Raw genomic sequence first — 26,294 nt, 5'->3', positions numbered from 1 at the left:
TCACTTCAAAAGGGTGGTGGCGTACTTGGCGAACAGCACGGGGTCCACCGACTCGCGGTTGCAAACGATCTGCACGTCCAGGGCCGCCGCGATGCTGCCCGCCAGGGTAACGATATCGGCCGGATAACCCGCGGCCATGCACAAGCCCGCCAGCGACAGGAACGCATCCCCCGCCCCGACACGGTCGACCACCCGCGACGACAACGCCGGCACCATCAGGGAACCGGCCGGATCGACGATGAGCGCCCCGGCCACGCCGCGGGTCACCGCCATCGCCCGCGCGCCGAGCTTGTCCACCAGATCGCCGGCGATCTGCTCCAGCGAGGACTGGCGGTCATGCGCCGCCAGCCTCGCCTCCGGTTCGTTCAGGCAGAGGAAATCTGCGCGGGGATAACGGGTAATCGCGTGGTAGCCGCGGTTGCCGCTGTTGATCTGGGTATTGACCACCAGGAAGGTGGCGTGCTCGGAGATGCAGCGGGCCATCTCGCGCGAGATCATGCCGTTGCCGAAGTCCGGCACGATGACCACGTCGAAGTCGGCGGCATGCCGCTCTATCCACTGGCAGAACGCCTGGTCCAGTTCGAGACGCTCGGTCTCCTCCCCGCCGTAATACACCTCGAACAGGCGCTGCAGATCCTGATCGACAAAGCGGCGCTTGATCAGCGTCTGGGCGGTGGGAAAGTACCGGTGCTCCAGGGTCACGTTGGCCGCCAGCTTGCCCTTCACGTACTCCACCGCGCCGGGCTCTTTGCCCAAGGCCGTCAGCAACGTCACCTCGCGGGCGAAACCCGCCACATGGTTGGCCACCGCGATGGCGCCGCCGGCGAAGCGCTCTTCCGACTGGTAGCGCACCGCCAGCGTATTGCCCTTGCCGGTCTGCCCCAGGGCCGAGACGTAGTGATACTCGTCGAAGATGGCGTCCCCCATCACCAGCACGCGCAGCGAAGAAAGCCTGCGTATCGCCGTGAGGAACCGGTCCAGCGGGCAACGCCGCTTGAAATCCTCGAGGAAGGCGCGGGTTTCGGGAGGGAAGACGTCGAAATGCTCGTTCAGGAGGCGCGTCGAGCTGAAGGTGATCTCGTCGGTAAAGTAGACGTCCCCGCCCCATTGCCGCACGGCCGCGATCTCGCGCGCGATGTTGCCGGTCACGTCCTGGCTGGCGTCGACGTAATCGCTGCCCTTGACGTAGAGCCGCGGCCGGATGTGTTCGATGGCGCCGATGGCCGTCTCGGCGTCGCTGATGGCGACATAATCGACGCAGGCCAAGGCGGCCAGGCTCTCGGCGCGCAGATGATCAGTAAACACCGGACGCCCCGGCCCCTTGCGCACGAAAGCGTCCGAGGTCACGGTCACCATCAGCATATCGCCCAGGGAGCGCGCATGCTGCAGGTGGCGGATGTGGCCGTTGTGCAGCAGGTCGAAAGTGCCGTGGCAATGCACCACCTTGCGCCCGGCGCGGGAGGCGGTGGCGGAGATGTCGGCCAGTTCGGCGAGGGATTTCAGTTTTTGTTCGATCATGAGGACGATACCAGGGCGTCGGCAAGGTAGTGCAGCAGCAGCTGATGTCCCACCTCGACTTCGCCGAAATCATCGGAAGGCAGCCAGATGTTGAGGTCGCCCTGCGCACGCAAGGGGTTGCTCGCGGCAAAACCGCTCAGGGTCAGCACCTGCGCCTCCCGGCCGCGCGCCGCCGCCACCGCTTCCAGCATGTTGGCGGAGCGGCCTGAGCTGCTGATGCACACCAAGAGGTCGCCGCGGCGGGCAAAGCGCTCCACCAGCCTGGCGTAGGCGAGCGGATAGCCGTAGTCGTTGCTCATGCAGGTCAGCAGTGAAGGCTCGTGCAGCACCTGGGCGCGCAGGCCGCCCTTGTTGACCAGGTCGTTCTGCATATGCGCGCAGATGGCCGCGCTGCCGCCGTTGCCGATGAGAAAAACGCTGGCATCGGCCTCGCGCGCCCGGCGCAACATCGTCAGGGCCCGCTGCATGCCGGCTTCGCACGGCAGCGTCTCGCCATCGCGCAGGGTGACCTGGCAGCCGGCGAGCACGTCGTTGAAACGCCGTATGGCGGTACCCAGGCTAGCGGTGATCACGACCGTTCCCCCAAGTGCTCGAACCAGGTGCGGGTGGCGTCGGCAATGCGCTCCCGGGTCCAGAGCGGCGCATCCGACCAGTCGTCGATATGGGATTTCATGATGGCGACACCATCCTCGAAACGCACTTGCGCTTCCCAGCCCAGCACCTCACGGATACGCCGGGTATCGGCAAAAGTGCAATCCGGCTCGCCGGGGCGTTTGGGGATGTGGCAACGCTCGCCCCCCAGCAGCTCGGCCAGGCGGTTGACGCTGTAATGGCCATTGCTGCCGACGTTGAAGACCTGCCCGCTGACATCCGACGCCGCGGCGGCGAGGAAGGCACGGGCGACGTCGGTGACGAAGGTGAAATCGCGGCTCTGCGTGCCGTCGCCGACGATGGTCAACGGCAGCCCTTTCAGGCGCTGCGCCAGGAAGACGCCGAACACCGCGCCATAGGTGCCCGAGGTCCGCGCGCGCGGACCATAGACGTTGAACAGGCGCAACGAGAGCACCGGCAACTGGTAGACCTGCCCCCAGTGCAATACCAGCTCCTCGCCCATGGCCTTGGTCAGGGCGTAAGGATACTCGGGCTTGATCGGCGCCGTCTCCGGCGTCGGGTAGACGTCCGGGATACCATAGCAGGAGGAAGACGCCGCATAGACCAGGCGCTTCACGCCATGAAGCCTGGCCGCCTCGAGCACGTTGAGCGTGCCGCCGACGTTGACGTCGAAGTAATCGACCGGCTGCTCGATGGACGGAACGATATCCGCCCGCCCGGCCAGGTGAAATACCCAGTCGATGCCCCGGAAGTGTTCGCGGAGGGCATCCCGATCGCGGATGTCCGCCTTGATAAAAGTAAAACCGCTGCGACCCTCCAGCATGGCCAGATTGGCGGCCTTGCCGGTAGACAGGTCGTCGAGCGCAAGGACCTCGTGCCCTTCATGAAGCAGCAACTCGGTCAAATGGCTTCCGATAAAGCCGGCGGCTCCCGTAACCAGAACGCGCATGGCCTCCCCCTTATTCAATACATTCTACTGGCGACCGGCAAAACCCGGGTGGAGCACCACCCGTTTCCGCGGTCATCCCAAGGCGCTTTGCGACCCACTACTAAGGAAGCTCCACCCTCGTGTTATCGGCCGGCAAGCGCTGCCTCTTGAGCCCTTTCTGAGCGGAACGGCTCCACCCTGTCCGGAGGAACCCTATCCCGCCACGGGCGTCACCGCCGCCGGCGCCGGCCTCAAGAACTGAAAAGGCAGGCAAGCAAGGCATGGACCCGATCCACGCCGACTTGCTGAAGATCGCTGGGGAATGACACGCTCGTCTGAGAATCCTGAACGCCCGCCGCCCAATTCACCACGAAATTGAGCATGGCGTAGGGCAGATCGAACTCCCTCGCCAGGGTCGCCTCCGGCATGCCGGTCATACCGACGATGTCGCAACCATCCCGCTCGAACTTGCGAATCTCGGCCCTCGACTCGAGCCGGGGCCCTTGGGCGCAGGCGTACACCCCGCCATCCAGCACGGGCACATTGGCCGTGCTCCCAGCCGCCAGCAGGCGCTGTCTCAGCGTTTCGCTGAACGGCCGGGTGAAATCGACATGGACCACGGGCCGATCCAGCCCTTCGAAGAAGGTGTGCTTGCGCCCCCAGGTGTAGTCGATGATGTCGTCGGGCACCACCAGGGTGCCGGGTGACATGTCGTGACGGATCCCGCCAGCCGAACCGAGCGAGATGATGCCCCTCACCCCCTGGTCATGCAGGGCCCAGATGTTGGCGCGGTAGTTGATTTCGTGCGGGGCCAATGAATGGCCATAGCCGTGACGCGCCAGGAAGACGACGTTTTCGTGGCCGATACGGCCGAAGGTCAGCGCACACGACGGATCGCCATAGGGTGTGCGCACCACTTGGCGATGGGTGACTTCGAGAATGGGCAGCGTGGCAAGCCCGGTGCCCCCGATGATGGCAAGCATGGCGGTTTCCCCTTAAGGGCGCGGCGGGCCAAGGCCCGCCGCGCACGGCGTAATGGGCGCCATTATGTCTTAATAATGACGGCGGATAAAATGCGCCAGCCTTATAACCCGCTTATTTCAGCGCGTGGATCGCCGGCAGATTGCGCCAGATGCCGCGCACGTCCATGCCGTAGCCGAACACGTAGCGGTCCGGCACGTCGATGCCGACGAAATCGGCCGCGATCGGTTTTTCCTTGCTGATCAGCTTGTTGGCGAACACCGCGCTGTAGAAGCTCTTGGCGCCCATCTCGAGCACCTTGTCGCGGATCGCCGCCATGGTCTGGCCTTCGTCGAGGATATCGTCGAGCACCAGCACCACGCGGTCGCGCACGTCTTCCTTCGGCGCCTGGCGCCACACCAGCTCGCCGCCGTGGGTCTTGTCGCCGTAGCGGGACACGTGCACGTAGTCGAAATCGAGCGGGAAGATCAGGCGCGGCAGCAACTGGCCGGTGAATACCACGGCGCCCCCCATCACGGACAGGATCAGCGGGTAGCTGTCGCCCAGTTTGGCGGTGATGTCCGCCGCCATGCGGTCGACGGCGGCGTCGACTTCTTCGGCGGTAAACAGGATGTCCGAGCTGTTCAGGATGCCGCGGGCTTCGGCGACGTTGGGCATGGTTGTCTCCATTCAATAAAAGAAGCCCCCGACCGGGGGCTGCGCTGGTTCCGTCGAGCGGACCGCTCAGCGCGCGTTGAAGGTGGCGAGGTAGTCCGCGAATTCGCGGCCGACCTCATGATGTTTCAGGCCGTAATTGACGGTGGCCTTCAGGTAGCCGAGCTTGGAGCCGCAGTCGTAGCGCACGCCGCTGAACGGCAGGGCCAGCACGGTCTCCTCCTTGAGCAGTTCGGCGATGCCGTCAGTGAGCTGGATCTCGCCGCCGGCACCGGCCTGGGTCTTGGCCAGCTTGTCGAAGATGCGCGGCGTCAGGATGTAGCGCCCCACCACGGCGAGGTTGGACGGTGCCACGTCCGGGTGCGGCTTCTCGACGATGCTGCTGATGCGTTGCTGGCCGTCGGCATCGGGCTGCACTTCGACGATGCCGTAGGAGCCTGTCTCTTCCGGCGCCACGGTTTCCACGCCCAGCACCGAGCACTGCCGCTCGTTGAAGGTGTCGACCATCTGCGCCATGGCACCGGGTTCGCCGTCGATCAGGTCGTCGGCCAGGATCACCGCGAACGGCTCGTCGCCGACCACCGGGCGGGCACACAGCACGGCGTGGCCGAGGCCGAGCGCCTCGGTCTGGCGGATGTAGATGCAGGTCACCGATGGCGGCAGGATGCCCTGCACCAGCTCCAGCAGCTTCTGCTTGTTCTTGTACTCGAGCTCGGTTTCCAGCTCGTAGGCCTTGTCGAAGTGGTCTTCGATGGAACGCTTGTTGCGGCCGGTGATGAAAATCAGCTCGGTAATGCCGGCGGCGATGGCCTCCTCGACCGCGTACTGGATCAGCGGCTTGTCGACCACCGGCAGCATTTCCTTGGGACTGGCCTTGGTGGCAGGCAGAAAGCGGGTACCCATGCCGGCGACCGGAAAGACAGCTTTGGTAATTTTCTTCATCTCTACTGCTCTCTGATGGAATCGGGTGGATTTTACCCCGCCGCGAGCGGCTTTGCCGAGCAAAGTCCGCTCAACTCCTGGGCAGCGCGAGCGATGACCTCGTCCCACTCGCCCGGCCGGTGTTGGCGCAGAATACGCATCGACGGATACCACGGACTGGCTTCGCCATCGGCCATGAAGAACGGCGCACTCTCGGCCCGCATCAGCACCCACACCGGCTTGCCCATGGCGCCGGCCAGGTGCACCACCGAGGTGTCGACGCTCAGCACCAGGTCGAGCTGCCCGATGACCGCCGCGGTGTCGGCGAAGTCGGCGATGGGCGCCGCCTGCACCTTGCCTTCCAGGCCGGCTGGCAGTTCGCCCAGCTGCAGCGAGATGAAGTCGACGCTCGGCACGTCGAACAGGCGGGAGAACAGTTCGAGCGGCACCGACTTGTTCTGCCGCCCGTGGTCGGCGATGCCCACGCCCCAACTGCCGGTTTCCCACACCACGCCGACGCGCAAGCGCCCCGGTCCGGCAACGGGAAGACGCGCCTGCCAGGCCGGCAGCGCCTGCAGATAGGGCGCCGTAGGCAGCGTCTCCAGCTCGACGCCCAGCACGCCCGGCAGCGACATCAGCGGGATCTGCACATCGTGCGGTGGCGTGGCCACGTCGAGCTCGACCAGTTCGACCCCATCGAATTGCCCGAACAGCCGCAAGAAGGTGCGCGGGACCGCGAGCACCAGGCGGGCATCGGGATGGCGTCGGCGCAGCACGGGCAGGAAGCGCGCCATCTGCAGCGTGTCGCCCAGGCCTTGCTCGGCCCACAGCAGCAGCGTCCGTGACCCCAGTTCCTCGCCCTGCCAGCGCCGCTCGCTGTAGCGCGGCACCAGCACCGAGGACCAGCGCGCCTCGTACAGCGGCCAGGCCGCGGAGTAATTCCCTTGCAGGAACAAGGCGATCGACAGGTTGAAGCTCAGGTCGGCATCACCCGGCGCCAAGTCGAGCCCGGCGCGGTAGGCCGCCACCGCCTCGTCCAGCCGCAAGGCGCAACTCAAGGCGTTGCCCAGATTGTTGAGGCGGGCCGGCGATGGCCCGCCCAGCTCGATCGCCCGGCGCTGGCAGGCGACGGATTCCTCGTAGCGCAAGGCGTACTGCAGCACCACTCCGAGATTGCCCCAGCCGTCGACATGACCGGGCTCCGCCGTCAGCAATTCGCGCAGCAGGTTTTCAGCCAGCGCCAGCTCGCCCAGTTCCTTGAGCAGCACCGCCAGATTGCACTTGATGCTGCCCGCCGCCGGATTGAGCGCGGCGGCCTGCAGGTAGTCGTCCAGCGCCTGGGGATAGTGCTTGAGCTTCATTCGGGCGTTGGCGCGGTTGGCCAGCGCCTGCCAGTCGCCGGCGTCGTGTGCCAGGCAGCGGTCGAAGGCGGCGATGGCCGCTTCGAACTGCCCGGCCGCCGCCAGCAGGTTACCCCTCTCGAACGCTTCCGTCGCCGTCTCCTTCATGTTCTTCCCTGTTTTCGGACTCACGCCGCCCCATCCAGCAACGCACGCAGCCCAGCCTCGTCGAGCACCGGCACGCCGAGCTCTTCCGCCTTGGCGAGCTTGCTGCCCGCCGCCTCGCCGGCCACCACGTAGTGGGTTTTCTTCGACACGCTGCCGGCCACCTTGCCGCCGGCCGCCTCGATCAGTTCCTTGGCCTGATCGCGCGACAGCGTGGGCAGCGTGCCGGTCAACACCAGGGTCTTGCCCTCCAGCACCAGCGTGGCCGATGCCGGTTGCGCGGGCAGATCGGCCAGGATGGCGTCCACCAGTTCGGCGAGCTTGGCCAGCTCGGCGCGGCGTCCCGGCTCGTCGAGCCAGTCGGCCAGGGCGTTGAAGACGTCGGCCGGCAGATCGAGCTGCATCAGCTCGCGCCGCTCGCTGGCCGCCAGCGCGCCAAGACCGGCGATCTGGCCGGCCAGTTGCTGGCTGCGCAGTTCGGTGAGACGCGGGATGCCGAGCCGCGCCAGCAGTGCCGCCGGCTGCAGCCGTTCGGCCAGTCTGGGCGACGGCGCGTGCTCGTCAGCCGGCGCCACGTGGCGCAGCAGGGCGTCGAGCGCGGCTTCGTTGTTGTCCTCGGCGAAGAAGTCGGCGATCGACTCGGCCACCACGCCGCCGATGTCGGGCAGCGCGGCCAACAGCGGTGCCGGTGCCCGGCGGATCAGCTCGAGGCGGCCCAGCCAGTCGGCCAGGGTCTTGGCGGTGGATTCGCCGACGTGGCGGATGCCGAGCGCGAACAGCAGCCGCGCCAGCGTCGGGCGGCGGCTGGCGGCGATGGCGGCGAGCAGGTTCTCGGCCCACTTGGTGGCGATCTGGCCCTTCTGCACCGTTTCCGGCACCACCCCGTCGCGCTCGTCGGCGCGCCGTTTCATCTCCAGCAGATCATCCAGCGTCAGGGAGTACAGGTCGGCCACGCTGTTGACGTAGCCGAACTCGACCAGATTCTCGATGTAGCGCTCGCCCAGGCCGTCGATGTCCATCATGCGCCGCCCGGCGAAATGCTGGATCGCCTGGCTGCGCTGGGCACGGCAGATCAGGCCGCCGGAGCAGCGTGCCACCGCTTCGCCCTCCTCGCGCACCACGTGGCTGCCGCACACCGGGCAGGTGGTCGGCAGGCGGTAGGCCGGGTGCAGGGGCTCTTCGTGCTGGCTGAATAGGTCGTCGCCGCTGGCTGGCTTCATCGGCCGGCGCTCCAGCACCACCGACACCACCTCGGGAATGACGTCGCCGGCGCGGCGCACCACCACGGTGTCGCCGACGCGCACGTCCTTGCGCCGCACCTCGTCCTCGTTGTGCAAGGTGGCGTTGGTGACGGTGACGCCGCCGACGAACACCGGTTTCAGGCGCGCCACCGGGGTGATGGCGCCGGTGCGGCCGACCTGTTCCTCGATCGCTTCGACCAGGGTCAGCGCCTCCTCGGCGGGAAACTTGTGGGCGATGGCCCAGCGCGGCGCGCGCGACACGAAGCCGAGCGCTTCCTGCTGCGCGCGGTCGTTGACCTTGTACACCACGCCGTCGATATCGTACGGCAGGCTGCCCCGCTGCTGACGGATGGATTCGTAATAGGCCGCGAGCCCCTCGACGCCGTGCACCACCGGACGCAGCGCGGCCGGCGCCAGCGGAATGCCGAGCCGGTGCAGCCAGTCGAGTTCGGCCTGGTGCGATCCAGGCCACTCGGCTCCGTCGACCTGGGCGATGGCGTAGGCGAAGAACGACAGCCGGCGCCGCGCGGTGATGCGCGAATCGAGCTGGCGCAGGCTGCCGGCAGCGGCGTTGCGCGGATTGGCGAAGGTCTTCTCGCCGCGCGCAGTCTGCTCGGCGTTGAGCTGCTCGAAGTCGCGCTTGAGCATCAGCACCTCGCCGCGCACTTCCAGCAGTGCCGGGGGATGCTCGGTATCCAGGCGCAAGGGGATGGCGCGCACAGTGCGCAGGTTCTCGGTGACGTTCTCGCCGGTGAAGCCGTCGCCACGCGTGGCGCCCTGCACCAGCACGCCGTCGCGGTAGACCAGGCTGATCGCCAGGCCGTCGAACTTGGGCTGTACCGCGTAATCGATCGCCGGCACGCCCAGCGCCTTGCGCACGCGCTCGTCGAACTGGATCAGTTCGGCGTGGCGCTGGCCGAAATCGGCCGCGTCGAGGTCGGAAAAGACGTTGTTCAGCGACAGCATCGGCACGGTGTGCGTCACGCTGGCGAACTCGGCCAGCGGCGCCCCGCCGATGCGCAAGGTCGGCGTATCGTCCCGGCGCAGCTCGGGAAACGCCGCCTCCAGCGCCTCCAGCTCGCGGAACAGCCGGTCGTACTCGGCGTCCGGCACCGTCGGCGCATCCAGTTCGTAGTATTCGCGGCTGTAGCGGTTCAAGAGCGGCACCAGCTCGGCGATGCGCTGCGCGGCCTGTTCGCGCTCGTTCGATTGCGACATTGTCAAACCCATAGCAAAAAGGCCGGCATGCAGCCGGCCGGTGATTCCGTTGTATTCAATATCAGGCGAACAGCCTCAGCGCCGCCACACTCCCCGGCGCAATGCCGCGGTCGTCCATGCTGCCGTAGATGTGCTGCAGCTGGTCGCGGATGCGGGTGAGGCCGGCTTCGGACAGCACGCGGCGGTTGTCGTCGACCAGCTGCGCGTCGAACTCGTGCGCCAGCTGCTGGGCGAATTCCAGGGCGCGGTCGAACACCTCGACCCCGCCGGCCACGCGCGGCACGTCGAACAGCAGCGTCAGCGCGGCGAAGGAGTGGTCGAGCAGGTTGTGGTAGCTGAACGGCGTCTGGTCGGCGGCGGCCAGCGAGTAGAGCGAGTTGCCCGAGTCGGCCAGGTAGTGGAACGCGCCGTCCGGCTCCAGCTGCAGGCCGCCCGCCTCACTGAAGCTGCGCAGCCGCGCGCCCTCGATCGGCTGGCGCGGCACGATGTTGATGCCGATCAGCACGTCGACCTCGGAACAGAAGCGGTCCAGCTCGCGTGCGGCCACCAGCTTCTGCTGGCGCTGCGGGAAGCTGACCGCGGCGTTGTGCTCGTCGGCGAAGCGCGTCACCTGCTGGCAGAAGCTCGCCAGCTCCTGCTCGGTCACGGCGCCGCCACGATCCACCAGCTGCAGGCCGATGTTGAGCTGCTTGTAGCGGGTGCCGGGCAGAATTTCGGCCGGCTTCCACAGGCCCTTCTCGGTGCGGCCGATGATCTGCACGCGCTTGGCGACGTTGAAGCGCGGCATCGCCGCCAGCTCGTGCGACTGGTGGAACACCACTTCGGCGATGAAGTCGAGCGAGGGATCGAGCATCGCCACCACCAGCGCCTGGTGGTCGGCCGAGTCGAAGGCGCGGTCCATCTCGTCGTCCGCTTCGTCTTCCTCGTCCAACCGCGGCAGTTCGATCGCTTCGTGCGGGTCCGGCGGCGGCAGCTCCGGCTCGAAGCGCGGCAGTTCCGGCTCGGCGTCGTCGCTGCCGGCGTCGACCAGCACCGGCTCCAGCCGAGCGGCCTTGACGCCGTCGCGCACGTTGTTTTTGGGGACGTTCAGCAACACATCGTCATGATGACGCGCGAAGGCCTGGCGCGTCTTCTTGCGAAAGCGCCATTCCTGCAACACGTTGAACCCGTAGACGAGGCCGATCACGGCCGCGCCCAGCACCAGTAAACCTATCTGCAATTCGCTCATCAGCCAGTCCGCGTTAAGGCGAATAATCCCGAGGCATTATATCGGAAGGGGATGCTTGACACAGCTATCACTGCGTCAATCGTTTCACCCGAACCTTACCACTTCACGCCTCGCCCCTTCCATAAAAAACGGTCGAATCGACATGCCGCTGTCGCGAAATGATGTTGCAACGCACCATTCGCGTCATTTCTCCATCATGCGGCGCGCTGAACCAATCACGCCAACGTCCTGTCATAGCGCGATTCGGACACGGCGGATTCGGCGGCGCTTGCCATTTAGTTCTAACTATAAATAAACTAGTCAGGACTAATAGCAGAGCTGCCCATGAACACCGTTTACAAGACCGACGTCCTCCCCGTCATCCGGGAGCTGGTGCGCGCCTTCCAGGCCTTCGAGCAATACTCGGCGCGCCACGTGCGACAGCTTGGCCTGACGCCGCCGCAGTTCGACGTGATCGCCACGCTCGGCAACACCCCGGGCATGAGCTGCAAGGAACTGTCGGAAAAGACCCTGATCACCAAGGGCACGCTGACCGGCGTGATCGACCGGCTCGCCGAGAAAGGTGTGGTGACGCGCCAGGAGCGACCGGAGGACCGGCGCAGCGTGTTCATCTCGCTGACCCCGGAAGGGGAGGAATTGTTCCGCCAGGTGTTTCCGGCGCACTGCGACTACATGCACGAGGCGTTCCGCGATTGCGACCGCGAGCAGCTCCAGCGCTGGTCGGGCGAGTTCGCCACGCTGAAAACCCTGCTCAACCAGGCTTTGGAGAAGCAAGACAATGAATCGAACTGAACGTTACGCCACCCCGTCCATCCTGCTGCACTGGCTGGTGGCGCTGCTGATCGTGGTGGCCTTCGGCCTGGGGCTGACGCTGTCCGACATGCCCCTCTCCCCCACCAAGTTCAAGCTGATCGGCTGGCACAAGTGGCTCGGCATCAGCGTGCTGGCGCTGGTCGCGCTGCGCCTGCTGGGACGGCTGCTGTGGCGTGCGCCGGCGCTGCCGGCGACGATGTCGCCGCTGGCGCAGCTGGCCGCCAAGATCGGCCACCTCGTGCTGTACGCGCTGATGCTGGCCGTGCCGCTGACCGGCTGGCTGATGAGCTCGGCCTACGGCATCCCGGTGGTTTACCTCGGCCTGTTGCCGCTGCCCGACCTGATCGCCGCGAACGAGACCCTGGCCGACCAGCTCAAGGAAGTACACGGCCTGCTCAACTGGACGCTGGCCTTGGCCGTCGCCGGCCACGTACTGGCGGCGTTCAAGCACCACTTCATCGACCGTGACGGCCTGCTGTTCCGCATGAGCCTGAAACAACCGCGCGCCTGACCATCAACTCCACCCCCGAGACACGATCATGAAATTGCTGATTCCCGTCGCCCTGCTGCTCGCGGCTCCGCTCACCTTCGCCGCGCCGGCCGATCTGACCCAAAGCCGCATCGGCTTCGCCATGAAACAACTGGGGACGCCGGTCGACGGCGGCTTCAAGAGCTTCACCGCCAACGTCGAGCTGAACCCGGCCAAGCCGGAAGCCGGCAAGGCCGACATCACCATCCAGACCGGCAGCATCAGCCTGCCGACGCGCGACGCCGAGGCCGAGGCCAAGAAGAAGGAATGGTTCAACGCCGGCCAGTTCCCGACCGCCCGCTTCGTGTCGAGCAGCATCAAGAGCACCGGCCCCAACCGCTTCCAGGTCAGCGGCAAGCTGACGCTCAAAGGCGTCACCCGCGACGTCAGTGCGCCGTTCACGCTGAAACCACAAGGCGCCCTGAGCGTGGTGGAAGGGGTGATGCCGATTTCCCGTCTGGCCTTCAAGATCGGCGAGGGCGACTGGACCGATACCGGCACCGTCGCCGACGAAGTGCAGATCAAGTTCCGCGTGGCCTTCCCGGCCAATACCAAGTAAGCAACCTGCAGGAGAGAGTAAAACATGATGAAGCAAACCCTGATCGCCGCCACGCTGGCCGGTCTGAGCACCGCCGCCCTGGCCGCCCCGGTAACCTACAACGTTGACCCGACCCATACCTACTCGCGCTTCGAGGTGAACCACCTGGGCTTCTCGGTACAGTCCGGCACCTTCACCAAGACCAGCGGCAAGGTTGAACTCGACACCGCCGCCAAGAAGGGCACGGTCGACATCACCATTGACACCGACTCGCTGCAGACCTTCCTGCCGGACCGCGACAAGCACCTGAAGAGCAAGGATTTCTTCAACGTGGCGCAGTTCCCGACCATCACCTTCAAGTCCAAGGACCTGGAGTTCTCGGGCGACAAGCTGACCGCGGTGAAGGGCGACCTGACCCTGCTCGGCGTGACCAAGCCGGTGACGCTGAAGGTGACCCAGTTCGCCGGCAAGCCGCACCCGATGACCGGCAAGGAAACCTACGGCGCCAATGCCGAAACCGTGATCAAGCGCAGCGATTTCGGCATGAAGACCTTCCTGCCCGCCATCGCCGACGACGTGACGCTGAAAGTGGCGATCGAAGCCGCCAAGGCCGAGTAAGCCCCTCACGCAGCCGACATGACAAACAGCCCGCCGGAATGGCGGGCTGTTTGTTTTTCTCAGGCGGTCTCGCGCATCTGCAAGGCCTCGACGATGTCCACCGCGACGATGCGGCTGACGCCCTGTTCCTGCATGGTGACGCCGACCAGCTGCTCCGCCATCTCCATGGTCAGGCGGTTGTGCGAGATGTAGAGGAACTGGGTGCGCTCGGCCATGCGCTTGACCAGGTCGCAGAAGCGGCTGGTATTGGCGTCGTCGAGCGGGGCGTCGACCTCGTCGAGCAGACAGAACGGCGCCGGGTTGAGGCTAAACAGGGAAAACACCAGGCTCATCGCGGTGAGCGCCTTCTCGCCGCCGGACAGCAGGTGGATGGTGCTGTTCTTCTTGCCGGGCGGCTGGGCGATGATCTGCACCCCGGCGTCGAGCAGGTCCTCGCCGGTCAGCACCAGCTCGGCGCGGCCGCCGCCGAACAGCGTCGGGAAGAATTCGCTCATCTTGGCGTTGACCGCATCGTAGGTGGACTGCAGCATATCGCGCGTCTCGCCGTCGATCTTGGCGATGGCCTCCTCCAGCGTCGCCATCGCCTGCAACAGGTCGTCGCTCTGGCTGGCGAGGTAGTCGCCGCGCTCGCGCGCCTGCTGCAGCTCATCGAGTGCCGCCAGGTTGACCGCACCGAGGTTTTCCAGCGCCCGGGCGAGACGGGCGATCTCGGCCGCCAGGGCGTTGGGTTTGACCGAGTCGGTCAGGTCGGCCAGCAGCGCCGCCTCGTCGGCACCGGCCTCCTTCAGCTCCTCGTTGAAACGCTCCACACCCAGCCGCGCTTCCTGATGCTTGAGCAGCCAGTCGGCGCGGGCGTTGCGCAGCGCCGGCAACGCGGCGCTGACCTCGTGCTGGCGCTGGCCGAGCTGGCGCAGCTGCTCGGTCAGGCCGTTGAGCTGGTCGCGCACCGCGGCGAGCTGCGCCTCGCGCTCGTCACGCTGCTCCAGCGCCAGCTGCAGCGCCTCTTCCGGCACCGCCTCGTCCACCGTCTCGGCCTCCATGGCCAGGTTTTCCAGCCGTTCGGCGAGCTGGTCGTCGCGTTCTTCCAGTTCCTTGCCGCGGCGCGCCAGTTCCGCCACCTTCTGCTCGGCGGTGTTCAGCTCCAGCCGCGCCTCGTGCACCAGGCGTTCGGCGTCGCGCGTCTTGTTGCGCGCCAGCTGCAGCCCGGTCTCGGCGTTGAGTCGCGCCAGCCGCGCCTCTTCCAGGGTCAACGCCAGCTCTTCCAGCATCAGCGCCGCTTCCTCGCTGCCGATGCCGGCCTCGCCGATCTCCTCCCCGGCACGCGCGCGCTCGTCGGCGATGCGCTCGCGCTCGGCCTCGATCGCGGCCAGCCGCGCCGCGCCCTGGCGCGCCGCCTGGTCGAGCTTGACCTGTTCCAGCGTGGCGGCGTTGAGTTCGGCCTCGAGCCGGGTCAAGGCCCCCTTCTGCGCACGCACCGCCTCGGCCAGCATGCCGCTCTGGCTCTGCAGCGTTTCGCGCCGGCGCTGTGCGGCGTCGATCTCCGGCTGCAGGGCGGCGGCCCGCTCCAGCGCGGCGTCGAGCGCACTCTTACGCGCCATCACGCCGTCGTCGCTGGCGGCGGCGTGGAAGCTGACGCTGGCGATACCGATGCGGTGCCCTTCCGGCGTCACCCAGCACTCGCCCGCAGTGAGCTCCTGGCGCCGCGCCAGCGCCTGCTCCAGGGTATCGGCGCGATACACGCCGGCGAGCCAGTCGGCGAGCACGGCGGCAAAGGCGTCATCAGCCGCGACACAATCGAACAAGGCCGGCCAGGATCGGGTTTCCGCACGCAACACAGCGTGTGTTGCGCCGTCCACCAGACAAAGCGGGGCCGGCGGCAAGGCATCCGGCAACCGGCCGGCACGCGCGGTCAGGCGCTCCGCCAGCACCGCCTCCAGCGCCACGCGCCAGGCCGGGTCGACGTTCAGCGCCTGCAACAACGCCGGCGCTTCGGCCAGCCCCTGCTGCTCCAGCCAGCCGGAGAGCTGCTCGCCGGCAGCCTCGCGCGCCAGCACCGCCTGCAAGGCGGCGGCCTCGGCTTCGGCCCGCGCGAGCTGGGCGCGGCGTTCGGCCAGGGTTTCGTCGAGCCGTTCTCGCTCGGAAGCGAGATCCGCCAGCTTGGCCTCGTCCGCCACCACCCGGGCGCGCACCGCGTCGAGCGCGGAACGGGCGCGCGCCACTTCGGCCTCGGCCGCCGCCAGCGTGGCCTGTTCCGGCAGGTTGAGGTCGGCCAGCTCGCGCGAGAGCGCCGCCTCCCGTCCCGCCAGTTGCTGCAATGCCTGGTTCAGGTGTTCGACGCGCTGGCGCCCGAGGTCGCGCTCGCGCATCAGGTTGGCCTGCTGGCTGGTGAGCTGGGTCAGCGCCTGATCGGCCTGGCGGAAATCGCCCTCGGCGCGCGGCAGCGCGTCGGCACCATCCTCCAGCGCCAGCTGCGCTTCCTCCAGCTTGAGCTGCGCCTCCTCGTGGCGCGGCAGCCACTCGTCGAGCTGGGCGGCGACCACGGCCCGGCTTTCGGCCAGCGTCTGCCGCTCGCTGCCGGCGACGGCCAGTTCGCGCACAAGCCGGGCGCGGCTCTGCTCGCGGTGGCGCTGCGCCTCTTCCAGCCGCGCCAGCTGCGCGTTGGCCTCGAACAGCGCCTGCTGCGCGGCGTGCACCGCATCGCTGGCGGCGAAGTGCTGCTCGCGCACCGTTTCCAGCTCGGTCTCCAGGTGGGTCAGCGCCGCCTCCTGCGCTGCCTCCTCGGTCTCGATGCGCGCCAGTTCGGCACGCGCGGCGGCCTCGGTGCGAGCGGCTTCTTCGCGGCGCGCCAGCGCCAGCAGGTTCTGCTTGTGGGTCAGCGCGCCCTTCAGGTCGTGGAACTGTGCCGCCACCTCGGCCTGTTCGGTGAGCTTCTCGACCTGGCGCTCCAGCTCCTGGCGCAGGTCGCCGATGCGCTCCAGGTTGTCGCGGGTATCGGCCAGGCGGTTCTCGGTCTCGCGGCGCCGGTCCTTGTACTTGGACACCCCGGCCGCCTCTTCCAGGTAGGCGCGCAGCTCCTCCGGGCGCGCCTCGATGATGCGCGAGATCATGCCCTGCTCGATCACCGCGTAGCCGCGCGCGCCCACGCCGGTGCCGAGGAACAGGTCGGTGATGTCGCGCCGGCGCACCTGCTGGTTGTTGATGAAGTAGCTCGACTCGCCCTGACGTGTCAGCACGCGCTTGATCGCCACCTCGGCGTACTGCCCCCACGGCCCGGTGAGCTGGCCGTCGCCGTTATCGAACACCAGCTCGACCGAAGCGCGACTGACCGGCTTGCGCGTGGACGAGCCGTTGAAGATCACGTCCTGCATCGATTCGCCGCGCAGTTGCTTGGCCGACGACTCGCCCAACACCCAGCGCACCGCATCGATCACGTTGGACTTGCCACAGCCGTTCGGACCGATCACCGCCACCAACTGGCCCGGCACCGGGATCGCGGTAGGATCGACAAAGGACTTGAAGCCCGACAGTTTGATATGGGTGAGACGCAAGACGTCCTCGCAACAAAGGGAGCGAAAGCCCGCATTTTACGTCAGGCAGGCGACGCCGTCGCCCGCTGGTACCTGCCGCGAGTTGTGCCATAATGGCTTCATGGAATCGCTCACCCTGTCCAATCAGTTCCTGATCGCCATGCCCGGCATGACCGATCCGTTGTTCGCGCGCTCGCTGGTCTACCTCTGCGAGCATGGCGAGCACGGCGCCATGGGCATCATCGTCAACAAGCCCTCCGGCATCGCCATGGCGCAGCTGTTCGACCAGATCGACCTGCCGCTGGACGAAGAAGCGCTGCAGGGCGAGCCGGTCTACTTCGGCGGCCCGGTGCAGCCGGAGCGCGGCTTCGTGCTGCACATGCCGGTCGGCAACTGGCAAACCAGCCTGCTGGTCACCGACGAGGTGGCGCTGACCACCTCCAAGGACGTGCTGGTGGCGGTCTCCGAGAACAAGGGCCCGGACACCATGATGGTCAGCCTGGGCTACTCCGGCTGGTCGAGCGGCCAGCTCGAAGAGGAAATCCGCAACAACGGCTGGCTGACGGTCAAGGCCGACCCGCACATCATCTTCTCGCTGCCGGCCGAGGAACGTTACGACGCGGCCATGGCGCTGCTGGGCTTCGACCCCACCCTGCTCTCCACCGATTGCGGCCATGCCTGACGGAACCACGCTGGCCTTCGATTTCGGCGAACGCCGCATCGGCGTCGCCATGGGCGAGACGCTGCTCGGCATCGCCCATCCGCTGACCACCATCGACACCGAGATCACCGAACAGCGCTTCACCGCCATCGGCAAGCTGATCGAGGAATGGCGCCCGGCCCAGCTGGTGGTTGGCCTGCCGGTGCACGCCGACGGCACCGAGCACGACCTGACCCGGCTCTCGCGCCGCTTCGCCAATCGCCTCAAGGGCCGCTTCGGCCTGCCGGTGTGGCTGGTCGACGAGCGCCACACCTCGCTGATCGCGGAAAGCCTGCTCAACGAAGCCGGCGTGCGCGGCCGCAAGCAGAAACCAGCGCTGGACCAGGTGGCGGCGCAGGCCATCCTGCAGACCTGGTTCGAGCAACCAGGCGAGGCGGTGTGACGCGGCTGATGGCACTCGCGCTGATGCTGATCGGCGGTGCCGCCTTCGTTTACCTGTGGAAGCTGGGCGAAAAGGGCCAGAGCGCCGCGCACTGGCCCGTCACCAGCGGCACCATCGTGGAAAGCCGGCTGGACGTCCGCCCCCATCCGGGCGGCGATGGCCAGCGCGAGGACTACCTGCCGCAGCTGCGCTACCGCTACAGCGTCGGCGGACAGATCCACGAATCGTCGATCCGGCGCTACCCCAACCCCGGCGCCATGCAAAGCCGTGAGCAGGCCGAAGCGGTCTTGGCGCGCTACCCGCACGGCGCGGTGGTGCGCGTGTACTACAACCCGGAGCGGCCACAGGTGGCCTGCCTGGAACCGGGCGAACACTGGACCGCCTGGGCCGGCAAGGCGCTAACGCTGATCGTGGCCGCGGCGGGCCTGGTGCTGCTGCTGAAGGGCAACGATTAGGCCTTCGGTCTTGCCCGCCAAAACGAAACGGGTGCCTGGTGGCACCCGTTTTCATTGCATCAACCGCTCCACGCCGCTCAGCGCGAGCCCTTGGCTCGTTGTTCCCTCTCCAGCCGCTGCGCCTCGCGCAGGGCCTGACGCTGTGCCTCGCGCTCGCGCGCAGCCTTCTCCCAGGCCTTCCACTCGTCCGGCCGCTCCAGCGTGATCGGGCCGATGCTGCCGGCACGGAAGTCGGTCAGCACGATCTCGGCCGCCTTCTGGATGTTGACGCGCCCGCCGCCCAGCATGGCGCCGCGGCGCCGGCCGATCTGCTCCAGCACCTCGAAATCCTGCCAGCCGTCGATGTCGCCGACGTTGTAGCGCTCCTGCAACAACGGGGTGTAATGCTTCATCAGGTAGCGTAGCAGTTCCAGCACCACCTCTTCCTCGTCCAGCGCATTGCGGCCGACCGCGCCGCTGGCAGCCAGGTTGTAGCCGCCCTCCTCCACCTCGATCTTGGGCCACAGCATGCCCGGGGTATCGACCAGTTCGAAGTCGTCGGCCAGCAGGATGCGCTGCTGGCCCTTGGTGATGCCCGGCTCGTTGCCGGTCTTGGCGATGCGTCGCCCGGTCAGGCTGTTGATCAGCGTCGACTTGCCGACGTTGGGGATGCCGCAGATCAGCACGCGCAGCGGCTTTTCCAGGCCGCCGCGGTTGGGCGCCAGGGCGCGGCAGGCCGATACCAGCTTGGTGACCGGCGCGCGCTCGCCGGCATCCAGCGCGATGGCACGGGTGCCTGGCCTGGCGCAGTAGTAATCCAGCCAGACCTGGGTCACGGCCGGGTCGGCCAGGTCCTGCTTGTTGAGAATCTTCAACGCCGGCTTGCCGCGCGTCATGCGGGCGATCATCGGGTTGGCGCTGGAGGCTGGCAGACGGGCATCCAGCATTTCGATGACCACGTCGATATCCTTGACGCGCTCGGCCAGATCCTTGCGCGCCTTGTTCATGTGGCCGGGAAACCATTGAATCGCCATGCTGTTACCGTTTCCGTAAGGGGTCCAAAAGGGACGACAGTCCGTTGTGATCGAGTTCGAAGGCCAGCTGCAGCAAGCGGCCGATTTCCCCCTTGGGAAAGCCCTCGCGGGCGAACCAGGCCAGGTAGTGCCCGGGCAGGTCGGCAATCAGCCGGCCCTGGTACTTGCCGAACGGCATCTGGCGGGTCACCAGCAGGAGAAGGTCATCGGCATTCATGACGGGCACTCGAACTCGGGGAAGCGCATTGTGCCAAAGACCGGGCCAACTGACCATGCGACGGCGGAAAAAAAACCTGTCTTTACAATGGCATCGGCTTGCCGTCGTTCAGATTGAGAAAGCCCTTGACCACCCGGTAGATCAGCCAGACGTAGACGGCGAACAGGATCAGGAAGCCGACCAGCAGGAACACCGTCAGATAACCCAGCGCCAGACCCAGCAGCCCCCACCAGAAGGTGCGCATCTGCCACAGGAAGTGGCTCTCGTAGAGCGTGCCACGGGTGTCGTCGCGCTTCAGGTAGTTGATGACGATGCCGACGATCGCCGTCACCCCGACGAACAGGCTCGCCGCCTGCAGGATGTAGACGGTCAGCGTCAGGTTGTTGAGCTTGCGCTCGAACTCCCGGTCGATCAGTTCCATGCCGTTTCCTTATTCTTGGATTTTGCGCCGACCGCCTCCCAGCGAGCCAGCAGTTGCGCCGTCTGTGCACGGCCGAATTCGAGCACCTTATCCAGCGGGCAGCGGTCCAGCCACAACGCCAAGCTCGGTCCCGCCACCTCGGTATCGGCCCCGCCGGTCATCAGCACCGGAGCGGCCGGTCGCAGCGGCAGCCCCAGCCGGTGGGACAATTCGACCACGCGGCGGTTCGCCTCGTCCAGTTGCGGCAGCGTGTCGGCATTCACCGCCACGTGGCTCAGGCCCAGCAGCAGGATGCGTGCCGCCAGCCAGTCGGCCGCGTCGCTGAAGCGGGCCGGCGCACGGCCGCCATTGGCGCGGTGCCGGGCGGCGGCCAACAGCATGGCCACGGTGCGGATGCCGGGCAGGCGCGACTCCGCCAGCAGCAGGGTGCCGGGCACGGGCTGGGCGGCGCGCAGCTCGGCCACGCCGCTGGCGCCCTCGGACAGCAACTCGGCATCCCTTAACAGGGTGATAGCACAGCCCGGCAGGCTCGACAGTCCGGCGTCAACGCTCGGCAGGGCTTCATGGCGGGGGTTCATGATCTTCTTCTCCAGTGAAATCGGTTTTCACTGCGGTTCGGGAGGATCATTTGCCGGAGCTGGAAAAGACAAATGCCGCCTGAACCGCGGCGGCATTTGTCGGGAATCTGGTGTGTCGGGTTTGCTTTGTCAGAGCACACACGCCCCTTGGTGCCGCCTTGAGCTGCGGTACCAATAAAAATAGACGTAGGAGGTGACAAAGGATTTAAGCATGGCCCCATCATGCCGACAGCCGCCCTGCCCTGTCAAGGCGCATGGCCAGAAAAAACCCGGCATAACGCCGGGTTTGCTCGATCACATGTTCGGGTAGTTGGGCCCGCCGCCGCCTTCCGGCGTCACCCAGTTGATGTTCTGGGTCGGGTCCTTGATGTCGCAGGTCTTGCAGTGCACGCAGTTCTGCGCGTTGATCTGCAGGCGCGGTGCGCCCTCCTCGCGGCCGACGATCTCGTACACCCCGGCCGGGCAGTAGCGCTGCTCCGGTGCGTCGTACTTTTCCAGGTTGATGCGGATCGGTACCGTCGGGTCCTTCAGCTTCAGGTGCGCAGGCTGGTCTTCGCTGTGGTTGGTGTTGGAGATGAACACCGACGACAGGCGGTCGAAGGTCAGCACGCCGTCCGGCTTCGGATAGGCGATCGGCTCGCACTCGTCCTTGGTCTTCAGGCATTCGTGGTCGGCATGCTTGTGATGCAGCGTCCACGGCGCACGTCCCCGGAACAGATAAGTATCGATGGCCGAGTAGAGCATCGCCGGCCACAAGCCCCAACGGAACGACGGGCGGATGTTGCGCACGCGGTGCAGTTCGTCGTAGAGCCAGCTCTGCCTGAACTTGGCGGTGTACGCGGTGGCTTCGATCGGCTGACCTTCCACGGCGGACGACAGCGCCTCGACAATGGCCTCGGCGGCCAGCATGCCGGACTTCATCGCGGTGTGGGTGCCCTTGATCTTGGGCACGTTGAGGAAGCCGGCGGTGTCGCCGATCAGCACCCCGCCCGGGAACGTCAGTTTGGGGATGCTCTGCAGCCCGCCTTCGGAAATGGCGCGCGCGCCGTAGGACAGGCGGCGCCCGCCTTCGAACACCCCCTTGATGGCCGGATGGGTCTTGAAGCGCTGGAATTCCTCGTAGGGCGACAGGTAAGGGTTCTGATAATCCAACCCGACCACGAAGCCCACCACCACCTGATTGTTTTCCAGATGGTAGAGGAAGGAGCCGCCGTAGGTGGCGGTGTCCATCGGCCAGCCGGCGGTGTGGGTGATCTTGCCCGGTTCGTGTTTCTCGGGCTGGACTTCCCACAGTTCCTTGATGCCGATGCCGTAGGTTTGCGGGTCGGCGCCGTCACGCAGCTTGAAGCGCTCGAACAGGGTCTTGGTGAGCGAGCCGCGACAGCCTTCGGCGAAGATGGTCTGCTTGGCCCACAGCTCGATGCCGGGCTCGCCTTCCAGGTCGCCGTTCTTGCCGGTGCCGACGTTGCCGGTGGCCACGCCCTTGACCGAGCCGTCCGGGTGGTAGAGCACTTCGGCGGCGGCGAAGCCGGGGTAGATTTCCACGCCCAGCTCCTCGGCCTGCTGGCCGAGCCAGCGACAGAAATTGCCCAGGCTGATGATGTAGTTGCCCTCGTTGTGCATCTGCGGCGGAGTGGGCAGCTGGATCGACTCGGTCTCGGTCAGCAGCAGGAACTGGTCCTTCTTGGCCGGGGTGTTGAGCGGGGCGCCCTTCTCTTTCCAGTCCGGGATCAGTTCGTTCAGCGTCCGGGGTTCGATCACCGCGCCAGAGAGAATATGCGCGCCGATCTCGGAGCCCTTTTCCAGCAGACAGACGCTGATGTCCTGCCCCTTTTCGGCCGCCAGTTGCTTGAGGCGAATCGCCGCGGTCAGGCCGGAAGGCCCGCCGCCCACGATCACCACGTCGTATTCCATGTATTCGCGTTCCACCGCTACTCCTCGCTCATCCGAATGACGTTGTTCCAACTCGCCTTAGAAGCGATAACTTTGTCGGCTAGGCTCACTTGCCTTCGCCTTAGCTTCGCAGAAACTCGCCCTGACGGGCTTCGTTTTCTCGCTCCTAATGCTGTTTGGAATGAATGGCAACATGATGCAATGAATCATGTCCGTCCGTCAAAAATCAAACAAGCGTTTAAATTATTCCTGTTTCGTGCAGTTGCACAATTGACTCACCATCATACCCCAGAGCACGCAATACCGCGTCGGTGTCTTCGCCGAGCTTGGGCGGGGCGCGGTGATACGCCACCGGGGTGCCGGACAGCTTGATCGGGCAGCCAACCAGCGGCACGTCCTGCCCGGCGCTGTCTTCCAGGTGGATTTCCATGCCGCGATGCTTGATCTGCGGATCGGCGAAGGCCTCGGCCACGTTGTTGATCGGCCCGCACGGCACGCCGGCCTCGTCGAGCGCCTTGAGCCACTCGTCGCGGCCACGGGCCAGGAAGGCTTCGGCCAGCAGCGGCACCAGCTGATCGCGATATTGTACCCGCGCCGGGTTGGTCGCGAAGCGCTCGTCGTCGGCCAGTTGCGGCCGGCCGATCAGCTGGCAGACCGCGCGGAACTGCTTGTCGTTGCCGCAGGCGAGGATGAAGTGCCCTTCCCCGGCGGTCCTGAACACCTGGTAGGGCACGATGTTGGGATGGGCGTTGCCGAGCCGCGGCGGCACGGTGCGGCCGATCAGCCAGTTCATGTTGACGTTGGCCAGCATGGCGAGCGAGCAGTCGAACAGCGCCATGTCGATGTACTGGCCCTCTCTGGTGCGGCTGCGTGCCAGCAGCGCCGCCTGCACCGCGTTGGCGGCGTAAAGACCGGTGAAGAGATCGGTCACCGCCACGCCGACCTTGTGCGGTTCGCCGTCGGCCGGACCAGTGATGCTCATCAGCCCGCTCATACCCTGCACGATGTAGTCGTAGCCGGGCAGTTCGGCGTAGGGGCCGTCCTGGCCGAAGCCGGTAATCGAGCAGTACACCAGGCGCGGGTTGAGCTGCTTGAGGCTGTCATAGTCGAGCCCGTACTTCTTCAGCCCGCCGACCTTGTAGTTTTCCAGCAGCACGTCGGCTTCTGCGGCCAGGCGGCGCACGATGGCCTGGCCTTCGGGACGGGTGATGTCGACGGTGACCGAGCGCTTGCCGCGGTTGGCGCACAGGAAATAGGCGGCGGTGCCGTCCGGCAGGCTGGGCGGCGCCCACTGCCGGGTGTCGTCGCCCTGGCCGGGGCGTTCCACCTTGATCACCTCGGCGCCGAGGTCGGCCAGCAGCTGGCCGGTCCACGGGCCGGCCAGGACGCGGGTCAGATCGAGAACCTTGAAACCGGAAAGGGCGCCAGACATTGTCATCTCCTCAGAAGGGTGGCCGAAACAGGCCGGAACGGACGGCATGCCATCCGCTTCGGACTGCCACGGCGAAAAAAATGGCCCGGTCGCGCCGGGCCAAGGACAGACAGGAACGACCATGGCCGCCGGGTGGAGCCTCGGCGGCCGCTCCCTATCAGGCGAACGCCTGAATCCCGGTCTGGGCCCGGCCCAGAATCAGGGCATGCACGTCGTGCGTACCCTCGTAAGTGTTGACCGCCTCCAGGTTCATCACGTGGCGGATGACGTGGAACTCGTCGGCGATGCCGTTGCCGCCATGCATGTCGCGCGCCACGCGGGCGATGTCGAGCGCCTTGCCGCAGTTGTTGCGCTTGATCAGCGAGATCATCTCCGGCGCCGCGCGGCCCTGGTCCAGCAGCCGGCCCACCTGCAGCGCGGCCATCAGGCCCAGCGCGATCTCGGTCTGCATATTGGCGAGCTTGAGCTGGATCAGCTGGTTGGCGGCCAGCGGACGGCCGAACTGCTTACGGTCCAGCGTGTACTGGCGCGCCGCGTGCCAGCAGAATTCGGCGGCCCCCATCGCGCCCCAAGCGATGCCGAAGCGCGCCTTGTTGAGGCAGCCGAACGGCCCCTTCAGGCCCTTCACGCCCGGCAGCAGGTTCTCTTCCGGCACGAACACGTCGTCCATCACGATCTCGCCGGTGATCGAGGCGCGCAGCGAAAACTTGCCGTGGATCTTCGGTGCCGACAGCCCCTGCATACCCTTCTCCAGCAGGAAACCGCGAATCTCGTCCTCGTCGTCCTTGGCCCAGACCACGAACACGTCGGCGATCGGGCTGTTGGTGATCCACATCTTGCTGCCCTTGAGCACATAGCCGCCGTCCACCTTGCGTGCGCGGGTCTTCATGCCGGCCGGGTCGGAGCCGGCGTCGGGCTCGGTCAGGCCGAAGCAGCCGACCCATTCGCCGCTGGCGAGCTTGGGCAGGTACTTATCTTTCTGCGCTTCAGTGCCGTAGGCCCAGATCGGGTGCATGACGAGGGATGACTGCACGCTCATCGCCGAACGGTAGCCGGAGTCGACACGCTCCACTTCACGCGCGATCAGGCCGTAGGCGACGTGGGAGAGCCCGGCGCAGCCGTGGCTGTCGATGGTGCAGCCCAACAGGCCCAGCTCGCCCATCTCGTTCATGATCTCGCGATCGAAGCGCTCCTCCCGGTTGGCCGTCAGGATGCGCGGCATCAGCTGTTCCTGGCAGTAGGCGTGGGCGGTATCGCGCACCATGCGCTCTTCTTCGGTCAGCAGGGTGTCGAGCAGAAGCGGATCTTCCCAGGAAAACGGGGCACGGCTGGTTGGGGCGGCCATCGGCAACTCTCCTTTGCGGTTAATTAGTTCCGCTATGCGGAATTTAATTTCATAATGTGAAATAGACTAGCAAGCGGCCGGGCGGCTTGTAAAGCGATTTCTTGGCCGCGACGAGCAGGCAGGCTATGCTTGCCGCGCCGAAACCAAGGGGAAAGAACACCATGACGGAAGAGCACGACGATAAGGACAGGCTGTTCGTCACCGCGCTGGCGCGCGGCCTGACAGTGCTGTCCGCCTTCCGCTCCGGCGAGAGTGGACTGTCCAACCAGGAGCTGGCGCGACGCACCGGCCTGCCCAAGTCCACCGTGTCGCGGCTGACCTACACCCTGACCCAACTGGGGTATCTGAGCCACGAGGCGGACAGCGGCTTCTATCGGCTGGGCCTGGCGGTGCTGGAACTGGGGTCGGTGGTGCTGGCGAGTTACGACGTGCGCCGTGCCGCCGCGCCCCTGATGCGTGAATTCGCGCTCAGCCACAACGTCTCGGTGAGTCTGGCGATGCGCGACGGCAGCGACATGGTGTACCTGGAAACCTGCCGCAGCGCGGCGCGGGTGTCGGTGCAACTGACCGTCGGTTCACGCGTGCCGGTCGCCACCACCGCCATCGGCCGCGCCTGCTACGCCGGTTTGGGCGCGGTGGAGCGCGCCCGGCTCGACGTCGAACTGGCCAACCGCTACGGCGACGAGTGGCCGGCGATCAAGAACCGGCTCGACGCGGCGCTGACGCGTTACCGTGAGCGCGGCTACACCAGCTCGTTCGGGGAGTTCGTGCCGGAGGTGATGGCGGTGGGCGTGCCGCTGCCCTCGCCTATCCCGGGGCAGCCGCCGATGAGCCTGAACGCCAGCGGCCCGGCGGCGCTGTTCATGCCGGAACGCTTCGAACAGGACATCGCGCCAGCACTGCAGCAGATGGCAAGGCGCATCGTACCGGGCGCCACCTGAAACCGGTGACGGCCAGGGCACAGGACAAAGAAAAAGCGGGCGAACGCAATGCGTTCGCCCGCTTC

The 26,294-nt window shown here is 66.5% G+C and carries 25 protein-coding genes; 8 read left to right on the top strand and 17 right to left on the bottom strand.

Annotated features, from left to right (window positions below; genetic code table 11):
* From PSEMAI1_RS0102350 to PSEMAI1_RS0102310, 9 genes are all read right to left on the bottom strand, one after another.
* Positions 1-1,518, bottom strand: a complete 1,518-nt coding sequence (locus tag PSEMAI1_RS0102350) for a PfkB family carbohydrate kinase (RefSeq protein WP_024301316.1) — start codon at positions 1,516-1,518, stop codon at positions 1-3.
* Positions 1,515-2,090 carry an SIS domain-containing protein gene (locus tag PSEMAI1_RS0102345; RefSeq protein ID WP_024301315.1) on the bottom strand — a complete coding sequence of 192 codons (576 nt, stop codon included), beginning with the start codon at positions 2,088-2,090 and terminating at the stop codon, positions 1,515-1,517. Before PSEMAI1_RS0102345 ends, PSEMAI1_RS0102350 begins: the two co-directional genes overlap by 4 nt.
* Positions 2,087-3,079 carry an SDR family oxidoreductase gene (locus tag PSEMAI1_RS0102340; protein ID WP_024301314.1) on the bottom strand — a complete coding sequence of 331 codons (993 nt, stop codon included), beginning with the start codon at positions 3,077-3,079 and terminating at the stop codon, positions 2,087-2,089. The genes PSEMAI1_RS0102345 and PSEMAI1_RS0102340 overlap by 4 nt, the downstream gene beginning before the upstream one ends.
* A gap of 230 nt (positions 3,080-3,309) precedes the next feature.
* Positions 3,310-4,041 (bottom strand): S-methyl-5'-thioinosine phosphorylase, encoded by a 732-nt coding sequence (locus PSEMAI1_RS0102335; protein ID WP_024301313.1) that lies wholly within the window; start codon positions 4,039-4,041, stop codon positions 3,310-3,312.
* Between the two features lie 112 nt (positions 4,042-4,153).
* Positions 4,154-4,696 carry a hypoxanthine-guanine phosphoribosyltransferase gene (locus tag PSEMAI1_RS0102330; RefSeq protein WP_024301312.1) on the bottom strand — a complete coding sequence of 181 codons (543 nt, stop codon included), beginning with the start codon at positions 4,694-4,696 and terminating at the stop codon, positions 4,154-4,156.
* A 66-nt stretch (positions 4,697-4,762) separates the two neighbouring features.
* A complete protein-coding gene (gene galU / locus PSEMAI1_RS0102325) occupies positions 4,763-5,635 on the bottom strand; it encodes a UTP--glucose-1-phosphate uridylyltransferase GalU (RefSeq protein WP_024301311.1) in 873 nt (290 codons plus the stop codon).
* Between the two features lie 32 nt (positions 5,636-5,667).
* Positions 5,668-7,146 (bottom strand): tetratricopeptide repeat protein, encoded by a 1,479-nt coding sequence (locus PSEMAI1_RS0102320; RefSeq protein WP_232219818.1) that lies wholly within the window; start codon positions 7,144-7,146, stop codon positions 5,668-5,670.
* Positions 7,143-9,578, bottom strand: coding sequence for an NAD-dependent DNA ligase LigA (ligA, locus tag PSEMAI1_RS0102315; protein ID WP_024301309.1), 2,436 nt, complete (start codon positions 9,576-9,578; stop codon positions 7,143-7,145). Before ligA ends, PSEMAI1_RS0102320 begins: the two co-directional genes overlap by 4 nt.
* A gap of 61 nt (positions 9,579-9,639) precedes the next feature.
* Positions 9,640-10,806: a cell division protein ZipA C-terminal FtsZ-binding domain-containing protein gene (locus tag PSEMAI1_RS0102310; protein ID WP_024301308.1), complete on the bottom strand. Its 1,167-nt coding sequence runs from the start codon at positions 10,804-10,806 to the stop codon at positions 9,640-9,642.
* Positions 10,807-11,130: 324 nt separating this feature from the next.
* Here PSEMAI1_RS0102310 and PSEMAI1_RS0102305 point away from each other — a divergent pair, with 324 nt between their 5' ends.
* The 4 genes from PSEMAI1_RS0102305 to PSEMAI1_RS0102290 are packed head-to-tail and all read left to right on the top strand — an operon-like array spanning position 11,131 to position 13,304.
* On the top strand, positions 11,131-11,598 hold the full coding sequence (locus PSEMAI1_RS0102305) for a MarR family winged helix-turn-helix transcriptional regulator (RefSeq protein WP_024301307.1): 468 nt from the start codon (positions 11,131-11,133) through the stop codon (positions 11,596-11,598).
* The gene (locus PSEMAI1_RS0102300) at positions 11,585-12,130 is read left to right on the top strand and encodes a cytochrome b (RefSeq protein WP_024301306.1); all 546 of its coding nucleotides are present in this window, start codon (positions 11,585-11,587) and stop codon (positions 12,128-12,130) included. Before PSEMAI1_RS0102305 ends, PSEMAI1_RS0102300 begins: the two co-directional genes overlap by 14 nt.
* Before the next feature lie 28 nt (positions 12,131-12,158).
* Positions 12,159-12,707: a YceI family protein gene (locus tag PSEMAI1_RS0102295; RefSeq protein ID WP_024301305.1), complete on the top strand. Its 549-nt coding sequence runs from the start codon at positions 12,159-12,161 to the stop codon at positions 12,705-12,707.
* Positions 12,708-12,731: 24 nt separating this feature from the next.
* The gene (locus PSEMAI1_RS0102290; protein WP_029770448.1) at positions 12,732-13,304 is read left to right on the top strand and encodes a YceI family protein; all 573 of its coding nucleotides are present in this window, start codon (positions 12,732-12,734) and stop codon (positions 13,302-13,304) included.
* Positions 13,305-13,363: 59 nt separating this feature from the next.
* On the opposite strand, the gene smc is transcribed toward PSEMAI1_RS0102290, so the two are convergent.
* Positions 13,364-16,852, bottom strand: a complete 3,489-nt coding sequence (gene smc, locus PSEMAI1_RS0102285; RefSeq protein ID WP_024301303.1) for a chromosome segregation protein SMC — start codon at positions 16,850-16,852, stop codon at positions 13,364-13,366.
* A 100-nt stretch (positions 16,853-16,952) separates the two neighbouring features.
* Between smc and PSEMAI1_RS0102280 the strand changes: the two genes are divergently transcribed.
* From PSEMAI1_RS0102280 to PSEMAI1_RS0102270, 3 genes are read left to right on the top strand one after another with little or no spacing between them, the layout of a single operon-like run.
* A complete protein-coding gene (locus tag PSEMAI1_RS0102280) occupies positions 16,953-17,513 on the top strand; it encodes a YqgE/AlgH family protein (RefSeq protein WP_024301302.1) in 561 nt (186 codons plus the stop codon).
* On the top strand, positions 17,506-17,934 hold the full coding sequence (ruvX, locus tag PSEMAI1_RS0102275) for a Holliday junction resolvase RuvX (RefSeq protein ID WP_024301301.1): 429 nt from the start codon (positions 17,506-17,508) through the stop codon (positions 17,932-17,934). Before PSEMAI1_RS0102280 ends, ruvX begins: the two co-directional genes overlap by 8 nt.
* Positions 17,931-18,389: a DUF3592 domain-containing protein gene (locus tag PSEMAI1_RS0102270; RefSeq protein WP_024301300.1), complete on the top strand. Its 459-nt coding sequence runs from the start codon at positions 17,931-17,933 to the stop codon at positions 18,387-18,389. The genes ruvX and PSEMAI1_RS0102270 overlap by 4 nt, the downstream gene beginning before the upstream one ends.
* A 77-nt stretch (positions 18,390-18,466) precedes the next feature.
* On the opposite strand, the gene ylqF is transcribed toward PSEMAI1_RS0102270, so the two are convergent.
* The 7 genes from ylqF to PSEMAI1_RS0102235 all read right to left on the bottom strand — a co-directional run bounded on the left by ylqF (position 18,467) and on the right by PSEMAI1_RS0102235 (position 25,288).
* Positions 18,467-19,402: a ribosome biogenesis GTPase YlqF gene (gene ylqF, locus PSEMAI1_RS0102265; protein WP_024301299.1), complete on the bottom strand. Its 936-nt coding sequence runs from the start codon at positions 19,400-19,402 to the stop codon at positions 18,467-18,469.
* 4 nt (positions 19,403-19,406) lie between these two features.
* Positions 19,407-19,619: a DUF3820 family protein gene (locus PSEMAI1_RS0102260; RefSeq protein WP_008955614.1), complete on the bottom strand. Its 213-nt coding sequence runs from the start codon at positions 19,617-19,619 to the stop codon at positions 19,407-19,409.
* Between the two features lie 82 nt (positions 19,620-19,701).
* Entirely contained in the window at positions 19,702-20,040 is a 339-nt protein-coding gene (locus PSEMAI1_RS0102255; RefSeq protein WP_024301298.1) for a membrane protein, read from the bottom strand.
* Complete coding sequence (locus PSEMAI1_RS20825) at positions 20,031-20,618, bottom strand: hypothetical protein (RefSeq protein WP_024301297.1); 588 nt, start codon at positions 20,616-20,618, stop codon at positions 20,031-20,033. The genes PSEMAI1_RS0102255 and PSEMAI1_RS20825 overlap by 10 nt, the downstream gene beginning before the upstream one ends.
* Positions 20,619-20,912: 294 nt before the next feature.
* Entirely contained in the window at positions 20,913-22,532 is a 1,620-nt protein-coding gene (locus PSEMAI1_RS0102245) for an electron transfer flavoprotein-ubiquinone oxidoreductase (protein WP_029770445.1), read from the bottom strand.
* Between the two features lie 217 nt (positions 22,533-22,749).
* The gene (locus PSEMAI1_RS0102240) at positions 22,750-23,943 is read right to left on the bottom strand and encodes a CaiB/BaiF CoA-transferase family protein (protein ID WP_024301295.1); all 1,194 of its coding nucleotides are present in this window, start codon (positions 23,941-23,943) and stop codon (positions 22,750-22,752) included.
* A 157-nt stretch (positions 23,944-24,100) separates the two neighbouring features.
* On the bottom strand, positions 24,101-25,288 hold the full coding sequence (locus tag PSEMAI1_RS0102235) for an acyl-CoA dehydrogenase (RefSeq protein WP_024301294.1): 1,188 nt from the start codon (positions 25,286-25,288) through the stop codon (positions 24,101-24,103).
* Positions 25,289-25,449: 161 nt separating this feature from the next.
* Here PSEMAI1_RS0102235 and PSEMAI1_RS0102230 point away from each other — a divergent pair, with 161 nt between their 5' ends.
* Entirely contained in the window at positions 25,450-26,229 is a 780-nt protein-coding gene (locus tag PSEMAI1_RS0102230) for an IclR family transcriptional regulator (protein ID WP_024301293.1), read from the top strand.
* Positions 26,230-26,294 lie beyond the last annotated feature (65 nt).

Origin of the sequence: Pseudogulbenkiania sp. MAI-1 (assembly GCF_000527175.1) — a bacterium.
In the GTDB taxonomy this organism is placed as follows: Bacteria; Pseudomonadota; Gammaproteobacteria; order Burkholderiales; family Chromobacteriaceae; genus Pseudogulbenkiania.
Note: the sequence above shows the minus strand (reverse complement) of the source record. Positions and strands in the feature narration are given on the sequence as shown.